The following is a 15,665-nucleotide window of genomic DNA, read 5'->3' as shown; positions in this document are numbered from 1 at the left end:
GAGACTTTTTATCAAAGGTCTTCATCATGGCAATTCTGGTCGCCATCATAGCTCTGCCAAGGTGTTGGACAATATGGAAGCGGTCAAGCACGATTTTAGCTTTGGGGAGTGAAACAGTCTGAGCCTAAAAATAGGAGAGCGAAGGGTCTTAGGATTGGAATATAAGACCCAGACATGTCCACAGTAACGGCTTTAACCGCCTCACGAACAGTTCTAGGATAGCGATAAAAGTAGTTTTTGATGGTGGTTTGTCGGTTGTTTTCAAGGAGAGTGACAATCTTTCTGGTCTCAAAATTTTGAGCGATGAAGGCCAGTTGTCCCCTGTTCTGAGAAAATTCATCTACTGATAGAACCTCAGGAAGACGAGTAAAGTCTTCCCTGAAGGTGAAAGCTTCCAGCTGACGTTGGACAAGAGATACTGAAAGGTGGAGTCTCTTAGCGATGGCAGTATTAGTTAACTTTTCGGTATGGTATTGTGTGATTTTCTGGCGGACAGTCTTCGAGATTTGGCAATGCTTCTTGACTAAGCTAGTCTCAGAAACCGTCACACGACGACAGCCCTTACACTGAAACCGTCGCTTCTTGAGTTTGAGGACCGTTAGCATGCCTTGGACATCAAGGATTGGGATGGTAGAGGCTCGTTGAAAGTCGTACTTGCTCATCTGACTTTTGCAGTGAGGGCAGAGTGGAGGCTGATAGTCTAGGCTAGCCTCAATCAAGATATGAGTATCAGCCTTAAAAATAGTCTCAATTTTGATATTTTTGTCTTTTAATCCGATGAGTTCTGCGGTATTCTTAAGTTGTTCCATAAGGTCTTCCTAATGAGTTGTTTAGTCGCTTTTCATTATAAGTCTTATGGAGCTTTTTTGATATACTGAAAAAGCTCCATAATCTCTGTGGTAGATTTACCCACTACAGTTGACAATAGGCCATACAACCTTGTATAAGGTAAATTACACCCGTGGTGCTAGTTAATTTCAAAATATCTCAGATTATAGGCTAGTACGATTTGCTCTATCCTCAATTGCACTCCTGTTTCTCCTCTAGCCAATGTATGCTCTACATCAAAAAGAGCGCAAAGCTCTGAAAATCGTGTCTCAATGGTTCGTCTCATAGCCATCAGTTTCCAATGATTATGTTGGTTAGCTCCTGTCATGTTTTGACGTAAAGGAGTCCATAGATGATAGCCTTTTTGAACCAAATGATCTTTAAGATCCCTACTAAGATAGCCTAAGTCTGCCAAAATATAAGGTTGTTGGCAATTTTCTAGTAAGTCCTCAACGGCTCTAATATCGTGAACAGATGCTGGTGTCACAACGTAGTTCAGAATATAGCCTGATAGAGTGACTAGCATATGCACTTTGAAGCCATAAAACCACAGGTGTTTTGAAGCATTGTACCCAATGTCTGCCGTTCCTTCAAAAATTTTTGCTTGATGATTGCGAACAGATTGACAAAGTGGCAAGGGGAAGCTATCTATGATAACAACTATATCAGGAGATAATTGGTTATTCATAGCTTGACGAATGATTTGAATTAACCAGATTAACTGTCTTGTTCGTCGGTTAAAACGACTTCTTTCAAGGAGACGACCACAAGGAAAGAATTGACAGATACGATAGAAATGACATTGTGACTTAATGCCTAGTTCAGCTTGCAAGATAAGTAAGACTAATAGAGATTGGTCTGAAACCTTAGATAGGTTAACATTTCGACGATGTTTGAAAGATTCAGGACAGTAATTCCTATACAGCTGATGGCATATTTTTGATAATTGTTTCAAATTCCATTGTAAGTGATGAGATTTAGCGGTATATTGTAAGTGGCTCATTGGGACGTCCTCTCTGTTTGTTTAGTCACTTACAGTATAGTCCTTTTGGGCTTTTTATGGTATTTTGAAATTAACTAGCACCACGGGTAAATTACATTCTAAAGTAAAAATAAGGAATGACTCCAATTAGCCATTCCTTATTTTTGATAATTATTCACCAAGTTTTGCTTTAGCTGCTTCTGCAAGAGCTGTGAAAGCTGCTGCATCGTTAACTGCCAAATCAGCAAGCATTTTACGGTTAACTTCAATTTCAGCCAATTTCAAACCATGCATCAATTGTGAGTATGACAATCCGTTCATACGAGCAGCTGCATTGATACGTGTGATCCAAAGTTTACGGAAGTCACGTTTCTTTTGACGACGGTCACGGTATGCATAGTAGTAAGAATTCATTACTTGTTCTTTTGCAGTACGGAACAAGATGTGTTTTGCACCATAGTAACCTTTAGCTAATTTAAGTACGCGTTTACGACGTTTACGTGAAACAACTCCACCTTTAACACGAGCCATTTATATTTCCTCCAAAAATTCTTTATAATGTGTAGTAAATGTTTACAGAGACCTTATTATTTAAGGCGAGTAAGCATTGCTTTAATACGTTTGTAATCTCCTGAATGCACCATTGCTGCTTTACGAAGATGACGACGTTGTTTTTTAGTTTTACCGTGGAAACGATGTGATGTGAAGGCACGGAAGCGTTTCAATCCACCTGAACCTGTACGTTTGAAACGTTTAGCTGATGCGCGGTGTGTTTTTTGTTTTGGCATTTTAATTTCTCCTCTTAAATAATACTATAAAGTCGACAATTATTTCTTGTCTGGGATTGGTGCAAGTTGCATGAACATTTGACGACCATCCATTTTAGCTCTTTGCTCAATAATCGCAATATCTTGCGTTTTTTCAGCAAATTCAGCCAAGACCTTTGCTCCAATTTCTTTATGAGTAATCATACGTCCCTTGAAACGAATAGAAACTTTGACTTTATTTCCTTTTTCAAGGAATTTACGACCGTTACGAAGTTTTGTCTCAAAGTCACCCTTATCGATAACTGGGCTAAGACGGACTTCCTTAACAGTAACAACGCTTTGTTTTTTACGTTGCTCTTTTTGTTTCTTTTGATACTCAAATTTGAACTTACCATAGTCCATAATTTTCGCAACAGGTGGCGTAGCTTGTGGTTGGATAAGTACCAAATCGACATTAGCATCATCAGCAATTGCTTGTGCTTCTGACAATGGTTTGATACCCAATTGTTCACCTTCAAGACCAACTAGACGAACTTCACGGACGCGAATTTCATCATTAATGAATAGATCTTTCTTAGCTATGATCTTCACCTCTTTATTTTTTTAGAGAAAAACAAAGCGGACTTGATATACAAGCCCGCACACATAATATCCCTTTAAGGATTTGACATGTTGGGCCAGACAACCTAAGTCGCAAGGCGAGAAGTTCTCACTTCTGCTTTTCTCATTGTTACTAGTATAACACGAGAGTTAATTCATGTCAATCATTTTCTCTGCTTTTTCTTGAATAAAGTTTACAACACCTTCAATCGAAACACCGGTTGTGTCAAAAGTGATGGCGTCATCTGCTGCTTTTAGAGGGGATAGCTTTCGATGGCTATCTTTATAGTCACGCGCAGCAATTTCTTCCTTCAAAGTCTCAAAGTCTGACTCAATCCCTTTTTCTTGATTTTCTTTAAAACGACGCTCTGCACGTTCCTCAACAGATGCTATTAAGAAAATCTTCAATTCCGCATCTGGTAAAACGACTGTTCCGATATCACGACCATCCATGATAATAGCGCTACCTTCAGCGATGCGACGCTGTTGGTTAACCAATTCTTCACGAATTTCAGGTAGAGCTGATACCCAAGAAACATTGTTAGTCACATCGTTTTGTCGGATAGCAAGGGTAACATCTTGGTCACCAACAAAGACTGTTTGGCTCCCATCTTCGGCACGACCAAATGAGATGGGATGCTCTGCTAATTGATCCAAAATGGCATTGACATCTTTCTCGCCTAAACCATTTTTTAACGCTAAATATGTTGCAGAGCGGTACATAGCGCCTGTGTCGAGATAAGTATAATCCAAGTTTTTAGCAATAATTTTAGCTACTGTACTTTTACCACTTGAGGCTGGACCATCAATAGCGATTCTAATCAACTTCATAATTCTCCCTTAGTTAATATAAACAGCATCACCTGGATTGGCATACCAGTAACCTTGTGTCATATGATCTGGATTCAAGCTTTCCAATTGACTGACTGAAATTCCAGCTCTAGCTGCGATTGAGGCAGCTCCCTCACCTGCTTGAACAACGATTGTTTCACCATTTCCTGATGACGATGATGATGTTTCACTAGATGAAGATGCCGTTGACTCTGCTGCAGAAGATTCGCTAGTTGCTGTACTTTCTGCCACACTGCTACTTTCTTTTTTACTTGATGAAGTAACTTTGCTCGTAGAGGCACCGTAAAAACCTGATGTTTCTTTAGTTTGATTGCCCCCGCGATTTGATGTATAAAATACAATAAACAAAATAGCAACGACAACAATAAAGAAAGCACTCAAAAATGCCGTAATCCAAGGTGTACTAACCCCTGATCCCTTAGCTGTTCGCTTAATTGTTTCTTTGTTGTCTTCGACAACTTTTTCTTCCCATGGTTTTTTAGCCATGCCTTCTCCCCCTTGTTAAATAACTAAAATCGTATTAAAATAGAACTATGAAAGTTTCAATCATTCCAGAAAAATGTATCGCCTGCGGGCTATGTCAAACTTATTCAAACGTTTTTGACTATCACGATGATGGTATTGTCAAATTTAACAACAGCGACAACCTAGAAAAAGAAATCGCCAATACCGATAATGACACACTGATAGCTGTCAAGTCCTGTCCGACCAAAGCTCTTACGATTTTGTAGGAGCTTTTTTTTCATTCCGATAAGCTTCAAAATAATCCAATTTGATGAAATTATCAAGAAGAACAACCTCTCCTTGAAATTCTGGACACAAAGCTAGCGCATCAAGAAAATATTTCTTAGACCATTTTCTCATGTAAAAAATGCGGTCTTTTTGACCTTTTACAACCAAAGTCAAACCTGATTTGGTAACATCGATTCTTTCAATGCGTGAAATAGCAATGCGTGATTTTCTGAAAATATTAAATGAAATAATGCGAAGATTCCCATTCTCTATCAAGAAATAACGATGAAAACCGATACCAACTAGAATAATAAACAGAGCAAATAGAATAAAAACCTGACTTGGAATCTCTGTATGCTCGTAAAGTAAAGACAGACCGATAAAAATTGGAGCTACAGCAATTGACCAATAAATGATGGCCCAAGATAACTCTGGCTGCCAATGATATCTTTCTCTACCAAATAATTTTATCATGCTATCACCCCAATCTTATCCAATCTTATTAAGCTTTTTGGACGATTCCAAGAATCACATCCACTGCTTTTTCCATTGTTTGAAGACTTACGAATTCAAAACGACCATGCATATTTTCACCACCCGCAAATAGGTTTGGAGTTGGAATACCCATGAAGGAAATTTTTGAGCCGTCTGTACCGCCACGAATTGGTTCGATGACTGGCTTGATATCAAGTTCTTCCATAACACCTTTTGCCAATTCAATTGGCATCATGTCTTTTTCAATGACTTTTTTCATGTTGTAATATTGGTCGTAAAGATTAATTTTAACGCGTTCTTCACCAAATGCTGAGTTCATCTTATCGGCGATTTGTCGGATGAAAGCTTTGCGATTTTCAAAAGACTCATCCTCAAAGTCACGGATAATGTATGAAGCATGCGCTTCATCAACGCTACCTTCAATTGATTGCAAATGGTAGAAACCTTCGTATCCATCTGTAACCTCTGGGCGGTCTGCTTCTGGTAACTGATTATGGAAGTCAATTGCCATTTGAAGGGCGTTAATCATTTGATTTTTAGCAGTTCCTGGGTGGACATTGCGTCCAATGAAATCAATTTCTAAGCCTGCTGCACTGAAAGTCTCATATTGTAATTCTCCGAGCGGTCCGCCATCAACAGTATAGGCAAAATCAACATTAAAATCGTTAACATCAAACTTATTAGCACCGATACCGATTTCTTCGTCTGGACCAAAACCAACTCGGATTTCACCGTGCTCAATTTCTGGATGAGTTGCCAAATATTCCATAGCTGTCATAATTTCAGCAACGCCTGATTTATCGTCTGAACCGAGCAGAGTTGTCCCGTCAGTTGTAATCAAAGTTTGACCTGGATAATTGTTAAGATTTGGAAACTCTTCTGGTTTTAAAGCGAAGCCTGATGTTCCTAAAGTAATCTCACCGCCAGTGTATTCGACAACCTGTGGATTGATACCTTCAGCATTGAAGTCAGCGGTATCAATGTGAGAGATAAAGCCGATTTTACGTGTGATTTTATCTGTCGTTGCAGGCAATGTTCCAATTAAATAGCCATTTGAAGGCAAATAGTGAACATCTTGCAAGCCAATCGCTTCCATCTCTGGCTTCAAAATATTAAGCGCAAAGTCAACCTGACTCTGCGTCGTTGGCGTCGTAGTGCTATCTGGATTACTACGTGTATTGATTTTGACATAAGTCAAAAAACGGTCTAAAAGATTTGAATAAGACATATTTCACCTACCTGTATTTTCTCTGGACTATTATAACATAAAAACACCGTCATTTGACCTCTTTTAATAATCATAATAGGTACTAATCAAAAAGTCCGTTACGTTCAATAGTCATTCTCTAATCATACATCGTCACTCTTAATTATATCAAAAAAGGCAAGTCTCTGCTTACCTTTTCGATTGTTTTATCTATAAAACAGTGAAACGACCACTATAGTCAATACTCTCATCAAGTATATGATTTGCTAGTTTTTGGAGAGACACTTGTGTATTGCCAAGCAGCATTTTCTAAATAATCTTTACTGAGTTTTGCTTCATCTTGCGTCATATTAAGTATAGCCTTTGGTATAACGAGCAACCCAAAAGTTTTTTTACCGAATTTATTAACATCAATCAAGTTTTTCTGTTTCTTTTCTGACCGAGTAGCTACACGGACAGTTTTGATATCCTTGAAGGTCGCTATCTCACTAACTTACACTTCAAAGTTTCCCCTATTCCTTCTTGTTATTGATGCCTTTCTAAAATTTGCTCCTGTCTATCATTTTATACATTAGATTTTCTGAACTAAACATCTAACGCGAAACATGATAATAAACAATATTGGAATATTGATTCATTTGATCAAACATACTTAAATGTGAAACAATGCGATCTGTACTTGCGTCTGAACTATCAGAATAACCTTCTGGAAAATAACTATCATTTAATTTCTTACCTGCTGGAATAATATAAAAATTATTGTAGTCTGTCCCATGAGTAACAGTTAAAATAAGCACCCCATCTGCATCAATATCAATATTCGTAGCAAACCAACCATCTGATGCAATCCCTTGTGAATTAAACAAAATAGATTCATTATTATTGTTGGTCCATGTTCCAACTAAACTATCATAATTAGACAATAGAATTTGACCCGTATCAATTCCATTAATTGCTTTTTCTTTCATATCTGCTTTACTAGACTCCTCCGACTGTTTTTCACCACTTGAGCTTATATTTGTTGAGTTGTTGGATGTGTTAGAAGTCGAATTGGATTGACTCATTAAACTTGAAAAAGATGACTGGTTGGAAGAATTATTTGAAACTGAGGATTGTTTTGTATTGGACCTATTAATTGTTGAACAACTAGACAAGCAAACCACCAGTAGCAAACTGTATAAAAAATTAGAGTTTTCTTTTTCATCTGAATCCCCCTTAGGTTTAAAACTTTTCTTAATATTTAGGACGAGCAAAACCTTTGATATATTGCGAATTGATGTCATAAGATTTAGTATTAACGCCTCTTATATCTCTACCTGGCATAGTTGTGTTACCTTTAATTGTCCGAATCTTACCGTTTTCAATTCCAATATGATCAGCAAAACGATTATCATCCCAATCAAACGTCACAATATCTCCCGCTTTCGGTGTAGATATTTTCCCAAGCCAAATTCTCTTATCACTCATCAGATTAATGTGGCATTGTACTCCACATTCACGATCAATAAGATGGGAAAGCCCTGATTTGATAAAAATAGTTGAAACAAAAACATCACACCAATCATCATATTTAACCGTGTATCCTACTGGCAATGGACGGATAGAATTATATGTATTAACAAGATTTTTATGCGCCTGACTGCCTGTCAAAATACCTTTATAAGACTCTGCTAAGCTTAAAATCTCAGTAAGCGGTGTCTTATGAGCCGTCAACTGCCACTGTCCTAAGTTAAAGTCTGAAGTAGTGGCATCGGAATAATCTAAATAAGTATGAATTGTATAATTTCCTGATTTGAATTGCTGGTAAAATGTGTCCACCTTAAGCACAGCACGGTCTTCCTTGAGCTCAGTTGTACTGTACCAATGCAAGTTTTCCTGATTCTTTTCTGACCAAGCAGCTACACGAACCTGTTTGATAACTTTAGAAGTTACAGTTTCCGAAACCTGCACTTCTAAAGTTCCTTGTTCCTTCTGGTAATTGATGACCTTGGCTTCTGGCTGGGTAAAAACTACCTGATTTTCCTTAACAGTGAAGCCTTCGGTTCCTGCTAAACAAAGAAATTGATCGCCCAAGCGACTTTGACCGTAAACATGAACGCTGTAATGCCCCGCGTCAAAATTATGGTCTTGTAAGTTGATGATGGCTTGGTAAGTTCCGTCGGCTGGCTTGCTTAGTTGTTGCGATCCACTTGAGATCATCCTGCCCATTACAGTCACTCCAAGTTGGTAAGGTAATGGAGCTGATGTAGTCAGGGACTTGGCTGACCGTCACCTGGTATCAGGTCACCGTTCTTGCTAATCTTGGTGACCTGATACCATTTCAGGTCGTCCTGACCATTCTTATCAGACCAAACAGGGACTGTAATGCTGGTAATAGTTGCTGGCACTTTTCTCACCAGGACTTCAAACTGAGTTTGATTAACTTGCTTAATAGTGGTTTCAATTTTGGGCTTAGGTAAGGTCACCGTCATACCATTGAGACTGCGAGGAACTTTAGCGCTGAAGGCATAGGGGTGCACAAAGTAGAGACCGTAAGACTTGTGGCGAGACAGCTCAACGTAGGTCGCTCCCTTGGCATCGGCATCATACCAGTGCAAGTCATCTTGATCATTGGACCAGACCGCAAAGGCAATTTTTTCATCCGTGGCCTTGGTGCCATTGTACTAGATGTTTAGCTTAGTGCCTGAAATCTCAACTTCCACCAGAGGAACATCTTTTTTAGGAGCGGCTAAAGTTGCCAGAGAAGCTGAGGCTGTTACCTTTTTAGCGACTATAGAACTGGTCAAGGCAGCTACTTGGGCAGTGGAAGAATTTGACGCAATTGAGAGCGTAGTAACCGACTGGGTATCAGTTGAAGCGGAGGATGACTCGGCTACTGTTTCTGCATTTGTTGCGACAGTCACTTCTGATTCCGCTACTGTTTTTTTCTGATGAAGAGGCATCGGCTAGTTCAGAATGTATTTTTCCTCTGAAGAGGGGGTGACAGCTGATGAGCTCGCTTCTGTCAAGCTAGTAGGAGTGCTCTTAGGAGCTGCCTGAGAAGAGTCACTTGTAGGTGGTTGGGAAGTTACTTTCACTTCTTGTTCTCGACTGATTTGAGATGAGCTGGATGTACTAGTTAAAGTGACAGCTCGGTCAGTGGTAGTTGCTGGAATAGAAGCTGCCGTTTCTTCTGCATAAACTGAGTTCGCACTCAAGAAAACTGATACGACCAAGGGGTAATGAGATAGGGTCTTAATTTTTTCTTTTCCAAAATTTTTCTCTTTTCCTAATTTTCTAATATTATAACATTTTGAAATTCTGATTCAAGATTTCTTAATAGTAAAAGGAGAATTGAAAGTAGCTCAATTTCCCTTCTTATTATCCTTCAATTTTTCGTCTGAGGCGATAGAGTGCATTACTTAATTTTAAAGCAGCACGTTCTAATTTTGTTGTTTTAGGATTAGTAGAAACAATTGACTCAAGGTGACGAATGGAGTTAGGCTGAACAACATCAGTCATCTGCTCTATTTGATCTATTATTTCTTTGTAAACTTGCTCAATCGTATAGGCAGTTGCGACCTTTTTCTTATCCTCTTGTGCCTGAATAAATTCATTATCAAAATCTTCCAGGCTTTCTTTTATAAAGGATACTAGCTGTTCCATATTTCCCAACTCATACATTTTACCAACTTGTATCAAATCAAAAGCTGTCTTATGTCCTAAATTGTCCGAAATAATAACAGGTAAGCCTTTTAAAACAGCTTCAACATAGACCATACCAAAAGTCTCTTGTGAAGAGGTAAAGACGCAAATATCTTTATCTGTTAATTCTTCCCACGGATTATCTTTTTGACCTAAAAACGAAACAGATTCTAAGCCCTGTTTTTTGATATAGGCATCACATTTGTCCTTATAGTCTCCATCCCACGAGCCAATAAATACCAGCTCCAAATCTGAATAGCCTTGTTTTTTCAACAACTCAAAAGCCTTAATCAGTTCTAGTTGATTTTTTCTTTCTGTGAGACGTCCTACACACACAATTCTTTTTTTCTCCCCCTTAGGAATTTGAAAATCTAAAATTTTGGTGTAAGGGATAAAATTTCTAACTTGACGATTGGGGAACAAATGTTGGAGACTCTGATTAAGATTTCCTGCCACACTAAAAATCTCAGTAGAATAATCTGAAATAAAGTCGCATTTATCTAAATAATAAGCAAATTCTTTTTCGGGAAATTCATGAATCAACCAATAGTGAGGAATTTGGTTTAAAGCAGCTGCGACAGCCCCCTGAAAGACATTGACTGTATTTGAAATAACTAAATCAATCTCGTACTTAGTCAAAATTTCAGAAATATCCTCAATGTTTTGCCTATACGAAGTGGCAAGCTGTTCTTTAGTCGCATTAATCTCTCCGGGAGCATCCTCCCACCACCACTTAACAGCTGGGAGATAAATATTAGTTATACCAGCTTCCTTATAAACATCTATATGCTTTTCAAGCATAGCATCAGGAAGCTTTTGACAAACATTAAAAACCTTATACCCTCTAGCAATCATAAGTTCCATCAAATAAAAGATGGACTTCTCAGCACCATTATCAAAGGTGCTAGTTGGCGATACAAATAAAATCTTTTTCATACTTATAATTCATTCCTTTCGTTTCACTCAAGGCACAACACTAAATGAAAAGGTGCTGTACTTTTTGTTTTTGTCTATAATATAAGGAGAAGCCCCATCACTACTACAAATCACGGTGAGGTGATTAAGTGAGTGGTACACCACTACCTCGCATGTTTATAGGTGTGGTTCTTCCTATCAAGCACAACTAACTGTGACTAAGAGCACGTAAACTTATAATTGGATAAGCGACTCGTTTGTGTAAGGAATAAGCAGTCAAGGGATAGGCTCTTCTCAAATTTTGATGAAGGGAGACCCCTCATGTTAATCTTGTTTACCCTAATTGTTGTAGGATTGATGTCCATAAAACCTTTGTCGTAGCGGTTATTACCATCACCAACAAGCAAGGAATCACTGAGTACCATCGTAAACGCTTCTCAACCTTTACCAATGGTCTCATTCAGCTACGCGATTGGTTGGAGTATTATTCCTGCTTCGATGTCTGTATGGAATCAACTGGTAAGTACTGGATTCCTGTTTTCAATATCCTCGAAAAATCCTGCTCTATCTGCTTGGCTCACCCAAAGTATGTCAAAGCGATTCGAGGAAAGAAGACCGACAAGAAAGATGCTCAGCGGATAGCTGACCTCTTTAAGCACGACTTAGTGGCTTCTAGCTTTATCCCTCCTCTTAAAATCAGACAACTCCGTGACCTCTTTCGCTATCGCATGAAATTAACACAGCTTCAAGTCAGTGAGAAGAACCGTTACCAAAACTGTCTCACTTGGTCTAACCTTCAAATTGCAAGTGTCGTTTCCGATGTGTTCGGAAAAAGTGCCCAAGCTATTATCAAAAGCATCCTTGACAATCCGGAAAACAAACCAAATATTGAGCAGCTGGTTCACAAATGAAGAATAAAGTTCAAGACTTGGAAATCGCTATGGATAGCGATGTGACACCCGAACAAGCTGAGAAGATTAAAGTTATCAAAGTTCATTACGATGCTCTCGCTATTTGTAAAGAGAATTTAGAGCAGATGATTTGGGAACTAGGGGCTGAATATAGCCAAGAGGTTAAACTTATCCAAACCGTTCCTGGTTTCAAAGAGGAACTTTCTGCCCTTCAAGTCATCTCTGAAATCGGTGCAGACATGACACTCTTTGACTCAGCTGGTAAACTCTGTTCTTGGGCAGGTTTAGTCCCAGCTAACAATGAAAGTGCCGGAAAGAAATATTCTACTCGTATTTCTAAAGGTGGTAGATACCTCAAACCTTTTCTCGTACAAATCGCTAACGCTGTCGTCAAGTCAGAGAAGTACCCTGAGTTTAGAAATAAGTATCTTAAACTCAAGAAGCGCCGTGGACACCGAAAAGCTATCATCGCTATCTGTCGCAAATTACTGGTCTCTATTTACCAAGTCCTCTTAAAACAAGAAAATTACAATCCTCTTCTACAAGGACTAACCGAAATACGAAATCCTGATAAAACGATGTCTGTTCAAGACGCTGTTCGTTTTGCACAACAACACGGATTCAATGTCAATTAATGTCAAAAATCAGGGGTTAAGGTCTCTCTTTAGTGTGCTCAAAATTAGGATAAACAATAAATCAATTAGTCCTTATTTTTTTCAAACTTACTCTTCTAATAACAAGAAATCTTTTATCTCACTTTGTGTTGTGCAATGATTTTTAACAAATTGATAGGCATTATCAGAAATACGTTCTCTAGCAGTGGCATCTAAAATAAGAAATTCCAGCTTTTCCTCCCACTGACTAGGGTCTGCTAAAAGGCCTGTCTGACCATCTAAAATCATTTCCTCAAAAGAACCCACTTTGCTTGCCACTGTCGGTACCTTGACAATAGCAGCTTCAAGCCATTTAATTTCAGATTTAGCACGATTAAAAGTGACATCTACCAAGGGAGCCAAATTTATATCAATGCTTGAAATCAACTGTGGCAATTCTTTCCAATCTACATAGGGATGCGTCACAATCTGGTCTCCAAAGCAGACGATATCAGCAGGAACATCTAAGTGTCCAGCTAGGTGAAGTTCTAAGTGTTTATATTTTTTTAAAAGATTAATGATAGCAGGCTTGATTAATTCAAAATTTTCATTATGAGTGATTGAGCCAGAAAAATAAGCTAGCTTAATCTTTTGATTATCGGATACAAGATGAAGTGTTTTCAAAGAAATGTTTAGTAACTCCTTTGATAGAACATTGCGATTTAAAATGACCTTTTCTTTGTATTTAGCTAATTCAAGAGCCAAGTGTTTTGTGGAAGTTATGGCAACATCGCACATAGCTAGCATACGACCATAACCATGAACACCTGCATCATAATTGCCCTTTTCAATAGTTGACAAGTTCTGAGTATATTCAAGTTGATCTGTGTACTTCGTATCAAACACTAAATCATCAATATCATAGTAAACTGTTTTGTCTGTCAATTTTGCTAGTTGACAGAAATGGGTTAGCAATGGACTGTCAGGTGCTCGATAAACGATAATATGACTAGCGTATTTACCATCCAAGAGTTCAAGTTGCGAGTGATTAACAATCTTAACCCGATAACCTAATCTTTCCAATTGTTCTGCTTTGTTTAATACACGGTAGCGGGTACATTGTGGGATAATATTTTCCACACCATCAATAATAAGAACATATTGATTTTGCGATTTTTTCTTGAACTGCTCAACAATATCATTGATAATTTCAAGAGGATAATCTGTTTCAGTTGAAATATAATTGATTAACTCTGGAACTTCACTTTTTCTTTCCAAACCAGTCCAAATAAATTGGTCATCATCATAGTTTGAGAATGCAGAGAACTTTACAAGAGGTGCCCCTTCTTTAAGAACACGAAGAGGATGGATGTACATGGCACTATCAGTAGTATCACGAATAACAGCGTCGTAGACAAAACCAAGATTTGAAAAATACTTGGTAAAGACTGTTTCATGTTTACCAATAGCTTTTTGACGCGAATCCGTATCATCCAGTCTTTCCCAATAACGGTAGAAAGATGGACTGCTCAGAAGGCTTTTTTCAATCACTAAAAAATAAGTCTGAACATGTTCTGGGATATAGCCATAAGGATTAAGACCAGTAAAATCAAGCTGGATTTCTCCTAAAGAAATTCCCCAAAAATCCAGTTTATCAGAAGGCATTCTTCTAAATAGACTTTCTAAATCTGAAAAGGGGCCAACATTGGTATCATTAACCAGTAGCAACTGATCATAATTAGCAAGCCCAGACTGACCTAGCTCAAGAATTCCTTGTCTAAAAGCCGCAACATCATAGCCTTTATTTTCTCTTAAAGTTACCTTACCATAAGGCTTGAGCAAAGCCACGTCGGATTCACTCAAGCTACCATTGACAATAATATGAACGTCGTCAGCAATCTCGCTTAGAGCTTTTAAAAATAAAAGTTTATGCTTTTGTAATGATTCACCAGATTCAAAAATATTGTAAATCAAGACACGTCTAGGAGAATTCCCATACTTATTTTTTCTCGTTAACTGACGGTATCTCAACAGAAAGAATCGAATAATCTTATCCTTTAACTTTTTTGCATAGAGAGGCACACGCAGCACAATCTGTTTTAGTCTACTCAAAATACGCTTTATTCTGTTCATAACTCTTTTCCATCTTTTTACTGAATTACTTCTATTTTACACTAAATGACTGTATTTTTCACTAAGAAAAAGAGTCTGGGACAATAACAGTTCCAGTCCAGACAAAAAGCAACGGTTTTGATGCCGTTGCTTTTTGCTTTAATGAGCTAGCCTTGATAACATATAGTTGTCCAAAAAATACTAGAAAGGCTATCCCATGTACATCCACTATAACACAACTCAAAGCACTTTACCACTCGAAATGAGTTCCAAATCAATTCCGAAAGTCCATTTTTTGCCATCTATCACTCTTTGGAGGAACATTTTGACCATCAAAAAAGAGTATGGTGTGCTCAAATCGCCTTGTTCAGTGTGATTTAGAATCGAAAGGAGTACTGTCCTCCCCAAAAGGGCAGACTCCACCCTTGGTCTTACTAGTGCTTATTGTCAATGATAAGGATAATTGCGGCTTCTTCTAAGAGAGTCTGAAGAGGCTTGCCACTATAACCTTTATCAGCCATTAGGCACTTGGCTCTGTCAAGAATGGTCTGACTCATGTTTTTGATTATCCTTTCGGCAATTGTCGGCTCTCCTTTAGAAGCTGGTGTCACTTCCCAATCAACTGGTAAGCCGCACTTAGTATCCGCAAACAAGTGGAGACGATACCCAAAATGCTTAATGGGTAAGACCTGACCGTTAGGTAATTGCGTCTCTTTCTTGGAGAAATCAGCGTCTAAATCAGAGCGGTGGTCCCGTTTTTTCTTATTCTTTTGATACGAACTAGCGTAACTGTCTAGATACTTCCCGTCTAAGGCAAAATGGACACCAAAACTCTGTAGTGGGTAAATCTACTACGGAGATTATGGAACAACTTAAGAATACCACAGAACTCATCGGATTAAAAGACAAAAATATCAAAATCAAGACTGTTTTTAAGGCTGATACTCATATCACGATTGAGGCTAGCCTAGACTATCAGCCTCCACT

The 15,665-nt window shown here is 38.3% G+C and carries 17 protein-coding genes, 4 pseudogenes and 1 other annotated feature; of the genes and pseudogenes, 4 read left to right on the top strand and 17 right to left on the bottom strand.

The window, feature by feature from the left end:
* From IYQ92_RS09685 to IYQ92_RS09655, 7 genes and pseudogenes are all read right to left on the bottom strand, one after another.
* Positions 1 to 809 (bottom strand): annotated as a pseudogene (locus tag IYQ92_RS09685) (ISL3 family transposase); the annotation flags it as partial.
* Positions 810 to 967: 158 nt separating this feature from the next.
* Positions 968 to 1,831 (bottom strand): IS982 family transposase, encoded by an 864-nt coding sequence (locus IYQ92_RS09680; protein WP_195676452.1) that lies wholly within the window; start codon positions 1,829 to 1,831, stop codon positions 968 to 970.
* Positions 1,832 to 1,981: 150 nt separating this feature from the next.
* Positions 1,982 to 2,341: a 50S ribosomal protein L20 gene (rplT, locus tag IYQ92_RS09675; RefSeq protein WP_195676451.1), complete on the bottom strand. Its 360-nt coding sequence runs from the start codon at positions 2,339 to 2,341 to the stop codon at positions 1,982 to 1,984.
* Between the two features lie 56 nt (positions 2,342 to 2,397).
* Positions 2,398 to 2,598, bottom strand: a complete 201-nt coding sequence (rpmI, locus tag IYQ92_RS09670) for a 50S ribosomal protein L35 (protein WP_018364147.1) — start codon at positions 2,596 to 2,598, stop codon at positions 2,398 to 2,400.
* 39 nt (positions 2,599 to 2,637) lie between these two features.
* Complete coding sequence (gene infC / locus IYQ92_RS09665; RefSeq protein ID WP_195676450.1) at positions 2,638 to 3,168, bottom strand: translation initiation factor IF-3; 531 nt, start codon at positions 3,166 to 3,168, stop codon at positions 2,638 to 2,640.
* 13 nt (positions 3,169 to 3,181) lie between these two features.
* Positions 3,182 to 3,304, bottom strand: a sequence feature (ribosomal protein L20 leader region).
* Between the two features lie 23 nt (positions 3,305 to 3,327).
* Positions 3,328 to 4,008: a (d)CMP kinase gene (gene cmk, locus IYQ92_RS09660; RefSeq protein ID WP_195676449.1), complete on the bottom strand. Its 681-nt coding sequence runs from the start codon at positions 4,006 to 4,008 to the stop codon at positions 3,328 to 3,330.
* Between the two features lie 9 nt (positions 4,009 to 4,017).
* Entirely contained in the window at positions 4,018 to 4,515 is a 498-nt protein-coding gene (locus IYQ92_RS09655) for an SAG1386/EF1546 family surface-associated protein (protein WP_195676448.1), read from the bottom strand.
* Positions 4,516 to 4,562: 47 nt separating this feature from the next.
* Here IYQ92_RS09655 and IYQ92_RS09650 point away from each other — a divergent pair, with 47 nt between their 5' ends.
* Positions 4,563 to 4,760 carry a ferredoxin gene (locus IYQ92_RS09650; RefSeq protein WP_195676447.1) on the top strand — a complete coding sequence of 66 codons (198 nt, stop codon included), beginning with the start codon at positions 4,563 to 4,565 and terminating at the stop codon, positions 4,758 to 4,760.
* On the opposite strand, the gene IYQ92_RS09645 is transcribed toward IYQ92_RS09650, so the two are convergent.
* The 7 genes and pseudogenes from IYQ92_RS09645 to IYQ92_RS10655 all read right to left on the bottom strand — a co-directional run bounded on the left by IYQ92_RS09645 (position 4,747) and on the right by IYQ92_RS10655 (position 9,096).
* Positions 4,747 to 5,235, bottom strand: coding sequence for an EbsA family protein (locus IYQ92_RS09645; RefSeq protein WP_195676446.1), 489 nt, complete (start codon positions 5,233 to 5,235; stop codon positions 4,747 to 4,749). The genes IYQ92_RS09650 and IYQ92_RS09645 overlap by 14 nt on opposite strands.
* A gap of 28 nt (positions 5,236 to 5,263) precedes the next feature.
* Positions 5,264 to 6,484 (bottom strand): peptidase T, encoded by a 1,221-nt coding sequence (gene pepT, locus IYQ92_RS09640; RefSeq protein WP_195676445.1) that lies wholly within the window; start codon positions 6,482 to 6,484, stop codon positions 5,264 to 5,266.
* A 229-nt stretch (positions 6,485 to 6,713) separates the two neighbouring features.
* A complete protein-coding gene (locus IYQ92_RS09635) occupies positions 6,714 to 6,881 on the bottom strand; it encodes a hypothetical protein (protein WP_195676444.1) in 168 nt (55 codons plus the stop codon).
* 175 nt (positions 6,882 to 7,056) lie between these two features.
* Positions 7,057 to 7,746, bottom strand: coding sequence for a hypothetical protein (locus IYQ92_RS09630; protein ID WP_195676443.1), 690 nt, complete (start codon positions 7,744 to 7,746; stop codon positions 7,057 to 7,059).
* Positions 7,697 to 8,671: a GBS Bsp-like repeat-containing protein gene (locus IYQ92_RS09625; protein WP_195676442.1), complete on the bottom strand. Its 975-nt coding sequence runs from the start codon at positions 8,669 to 8,671 to the stop codon at positions 7,697 to 7,699. The genes IYQ92_RS09630 and IYQ92_RS09625 overlap by 50 nt, the downstream gene beginning before the upstream one ends.
* 7 nt (positions 8,672 to 8,678) lie before the next feature.
* Positions 8,679 to 8,735: pseudogene (locus tag IYQ92_RS10660) on the bottom strand (hypothetical protein); the annotation flags it as partial.
* Entirely contained in the window at positions 8,713 to 9,096 is a 384-nt protein-coding gene (locus IYQ92_RS10655; protein WP_324253084.1) for a GBS Bsp-like repeat-containing protein, read from the bottom strand. The pseudogene IYQ92_RS10660 and the gene IYQ92_RS10655, both read right to left, overlap by 23 nt.
* A gap of 34 nt (positions 9,097 to 9,130) precedes the next feature.
* On the opposite strand from IYQ92_RS10655, the gene IYQ92_RS09605 reads away from it, so the two are divergent.
* Positions 9,131 to 9,394 carry a hypothetical protein gene (locus tag IYQ92_RS09605; protein WP_195676441.1) on the top strand — a complete coding sequence of 88 codons (264 nt, stop codon included), beginning with the start codon at positions 9,131 to 9,133 and terminating at the stop codon, positions 9,392 to 9,394.
* Between the two features lie 429 nt (positions 9,395 to 9,823).
* Here IYQ92_RS09605 and IYQ92_RS09600 read toward each other — a convergent pair whose 3' ends face one another.
* Complete coding sequence (locus IYQ92_RS09600) at positions 9,824 to 11,083, bottom strand: glycosyltransferase family 4 protein (protein ID WP_195676440.1); 1,260 nt, start codon at positions 11,081 to 11,083, stop codon at positions 9,824 to 9,826.
* A gap of 332 nt (positions 11,084 to 11,415) precedes the next feature.
* Between IYQ92_RS09600 and IYQ92_RS10555 the strand changes: the two are divergent.
* Positions 11,416 to 12,608 (top strand): annotated as a pseudogene (locus IYQ92_RS10555) (IS110 family transposase).
* A gap of 87 nt (positions 12,609 to 12,695) precedes the next feature.
* On the opposite strand, the gene IYQ92_RS09590 reads toward IYQ92_RS10555, so the two are convergent.
* Both IYQ92_RS09590 and IYQ92_RS10410 read right to left on the bottom strand, forming a co-directional pair.
* Entirely contained in the window at positions 12,696 to 14,540 is a 1,845-nt protein-coding gene (locus IYQ92_RS09590; protein WP_420705759.1) for a rhamnan synthesis F family protein, read from the bottom strand.
* A 572-nt stretch (positions 14,541 to 15,112) separates the two neighbouring features.
* A complete protein-coding gene (locus IYQ92_RS10410) occupies positions 15,113 to 15,526 on the bottom strand; it encodes a transposase (RefSeq protein ID WP_195676453.1) in 414 nt (137 codons plus the stop codon).
* A gap of 14 nt (positions 15,527 to 15,540) precedes the next feature.
* On the opposite strand from IYQ92_RS10410, the pseudogene IYQ92_RS09580 reads away from it, so the two are divergent.
* A pseudogene (locus IYQ92_RS09580) lies at positions 15,541 to 15,665 on the top strand (ISL3 family transposase); the annotation flags it as partial.

Source organism: Streptococcus sp. HF-1907, assembly GCF_015594605.1.
Lineage (GTDB): Bacteria > Bacillota > Bacilli > Lactobacillales > Streptococcaceae > Streptococcus.
The sequence above is the reverse complement of the archived record's forward strand: the minus strand, read 5'-3'. Positions and strand labels throughout refer to the sequence as shown.

Coding starts and splice junctions, on each gene's coding strand:
- IYQ92_RS09645 (WP_195676446.1), bottom strand. CDS start 5,235: ATGATAAAATTATTTGGTAGAGAAAGATATCATTGGCAGCCAGAGTTA.
- cmk (WP_195676449.1), bottom strand. CDS start 4,008: ATGAAGTTGATTAGAATCGCTATTGATGGTCCAGCCTCAAGTGGTAAA.
- IYQ92_RS09625 (WP_195676442.1), bottom strand. CDS start 8,671: ATGGGCAGGATGATCTCAAGTGGATCGCAACAACTAAGCAAGCCAGCC.
- rplT (WP_195676451.1), bottom strand. CDS start 2,341: ATGGCTCGTGTTAAAGGTGGAGTTGTTTCACGTAAACGTCGTAAACGC.
- IYQ92_RS09630 (WP_195676443.1), bottom strand. CDS start 7,746: ATGACATCAATTCGCAATATATCAAAGGTTTTGCTCGTCCTAAATATT.
- IYQ92_RS09650 (WP_195676447.1), top strand. CDS start 4,563: ATGAAAGTTTCAATCATTCCAGAAAAATGTATCGCCTGCGGGCTATGT.
- rpmI (WP_018364147.1), bottom strand. CDS start 2,598: ATGCCAAAACAAAAAACACACCGCGCATCAGCTAAACGTTTCAAACGT.
- IYQ92_RS09605 (WP_195676441.1), top strand. CDS start 9,131: ATGTTTAGCTTAGTGCCTGAAATCTCAACTTCCACCAGAGGAACATCT.
- pepT (WP_195676445.1), bottom strand. CDS start 6,484: ATGTCTTATTCAAATCTTTTAGACCGTTTTTTGACTTATGTCAAAATC.
- IYQ92_RS09680 (WP_195676452.1), bottom strand. CDS start 1,831: ATGAGCCACTTACAATATACCGCTAAATCTCATCACTTACAATGGAAT.
- IYQ92_RS09600 (WP_195676440.1), bottom strand. CDS start 11,083: ATGAAAAAGATTTTATTTGTATCGCCAACTAGCACCTTTGATAATGGT.
- IYQ92_RS09655 (WP_195676448.1), bottom strand. CDS start 4,515: ATGGCTAAAAAACCATGGGAAGAAAAAGTTGTCGAAGACAACAAAGAA.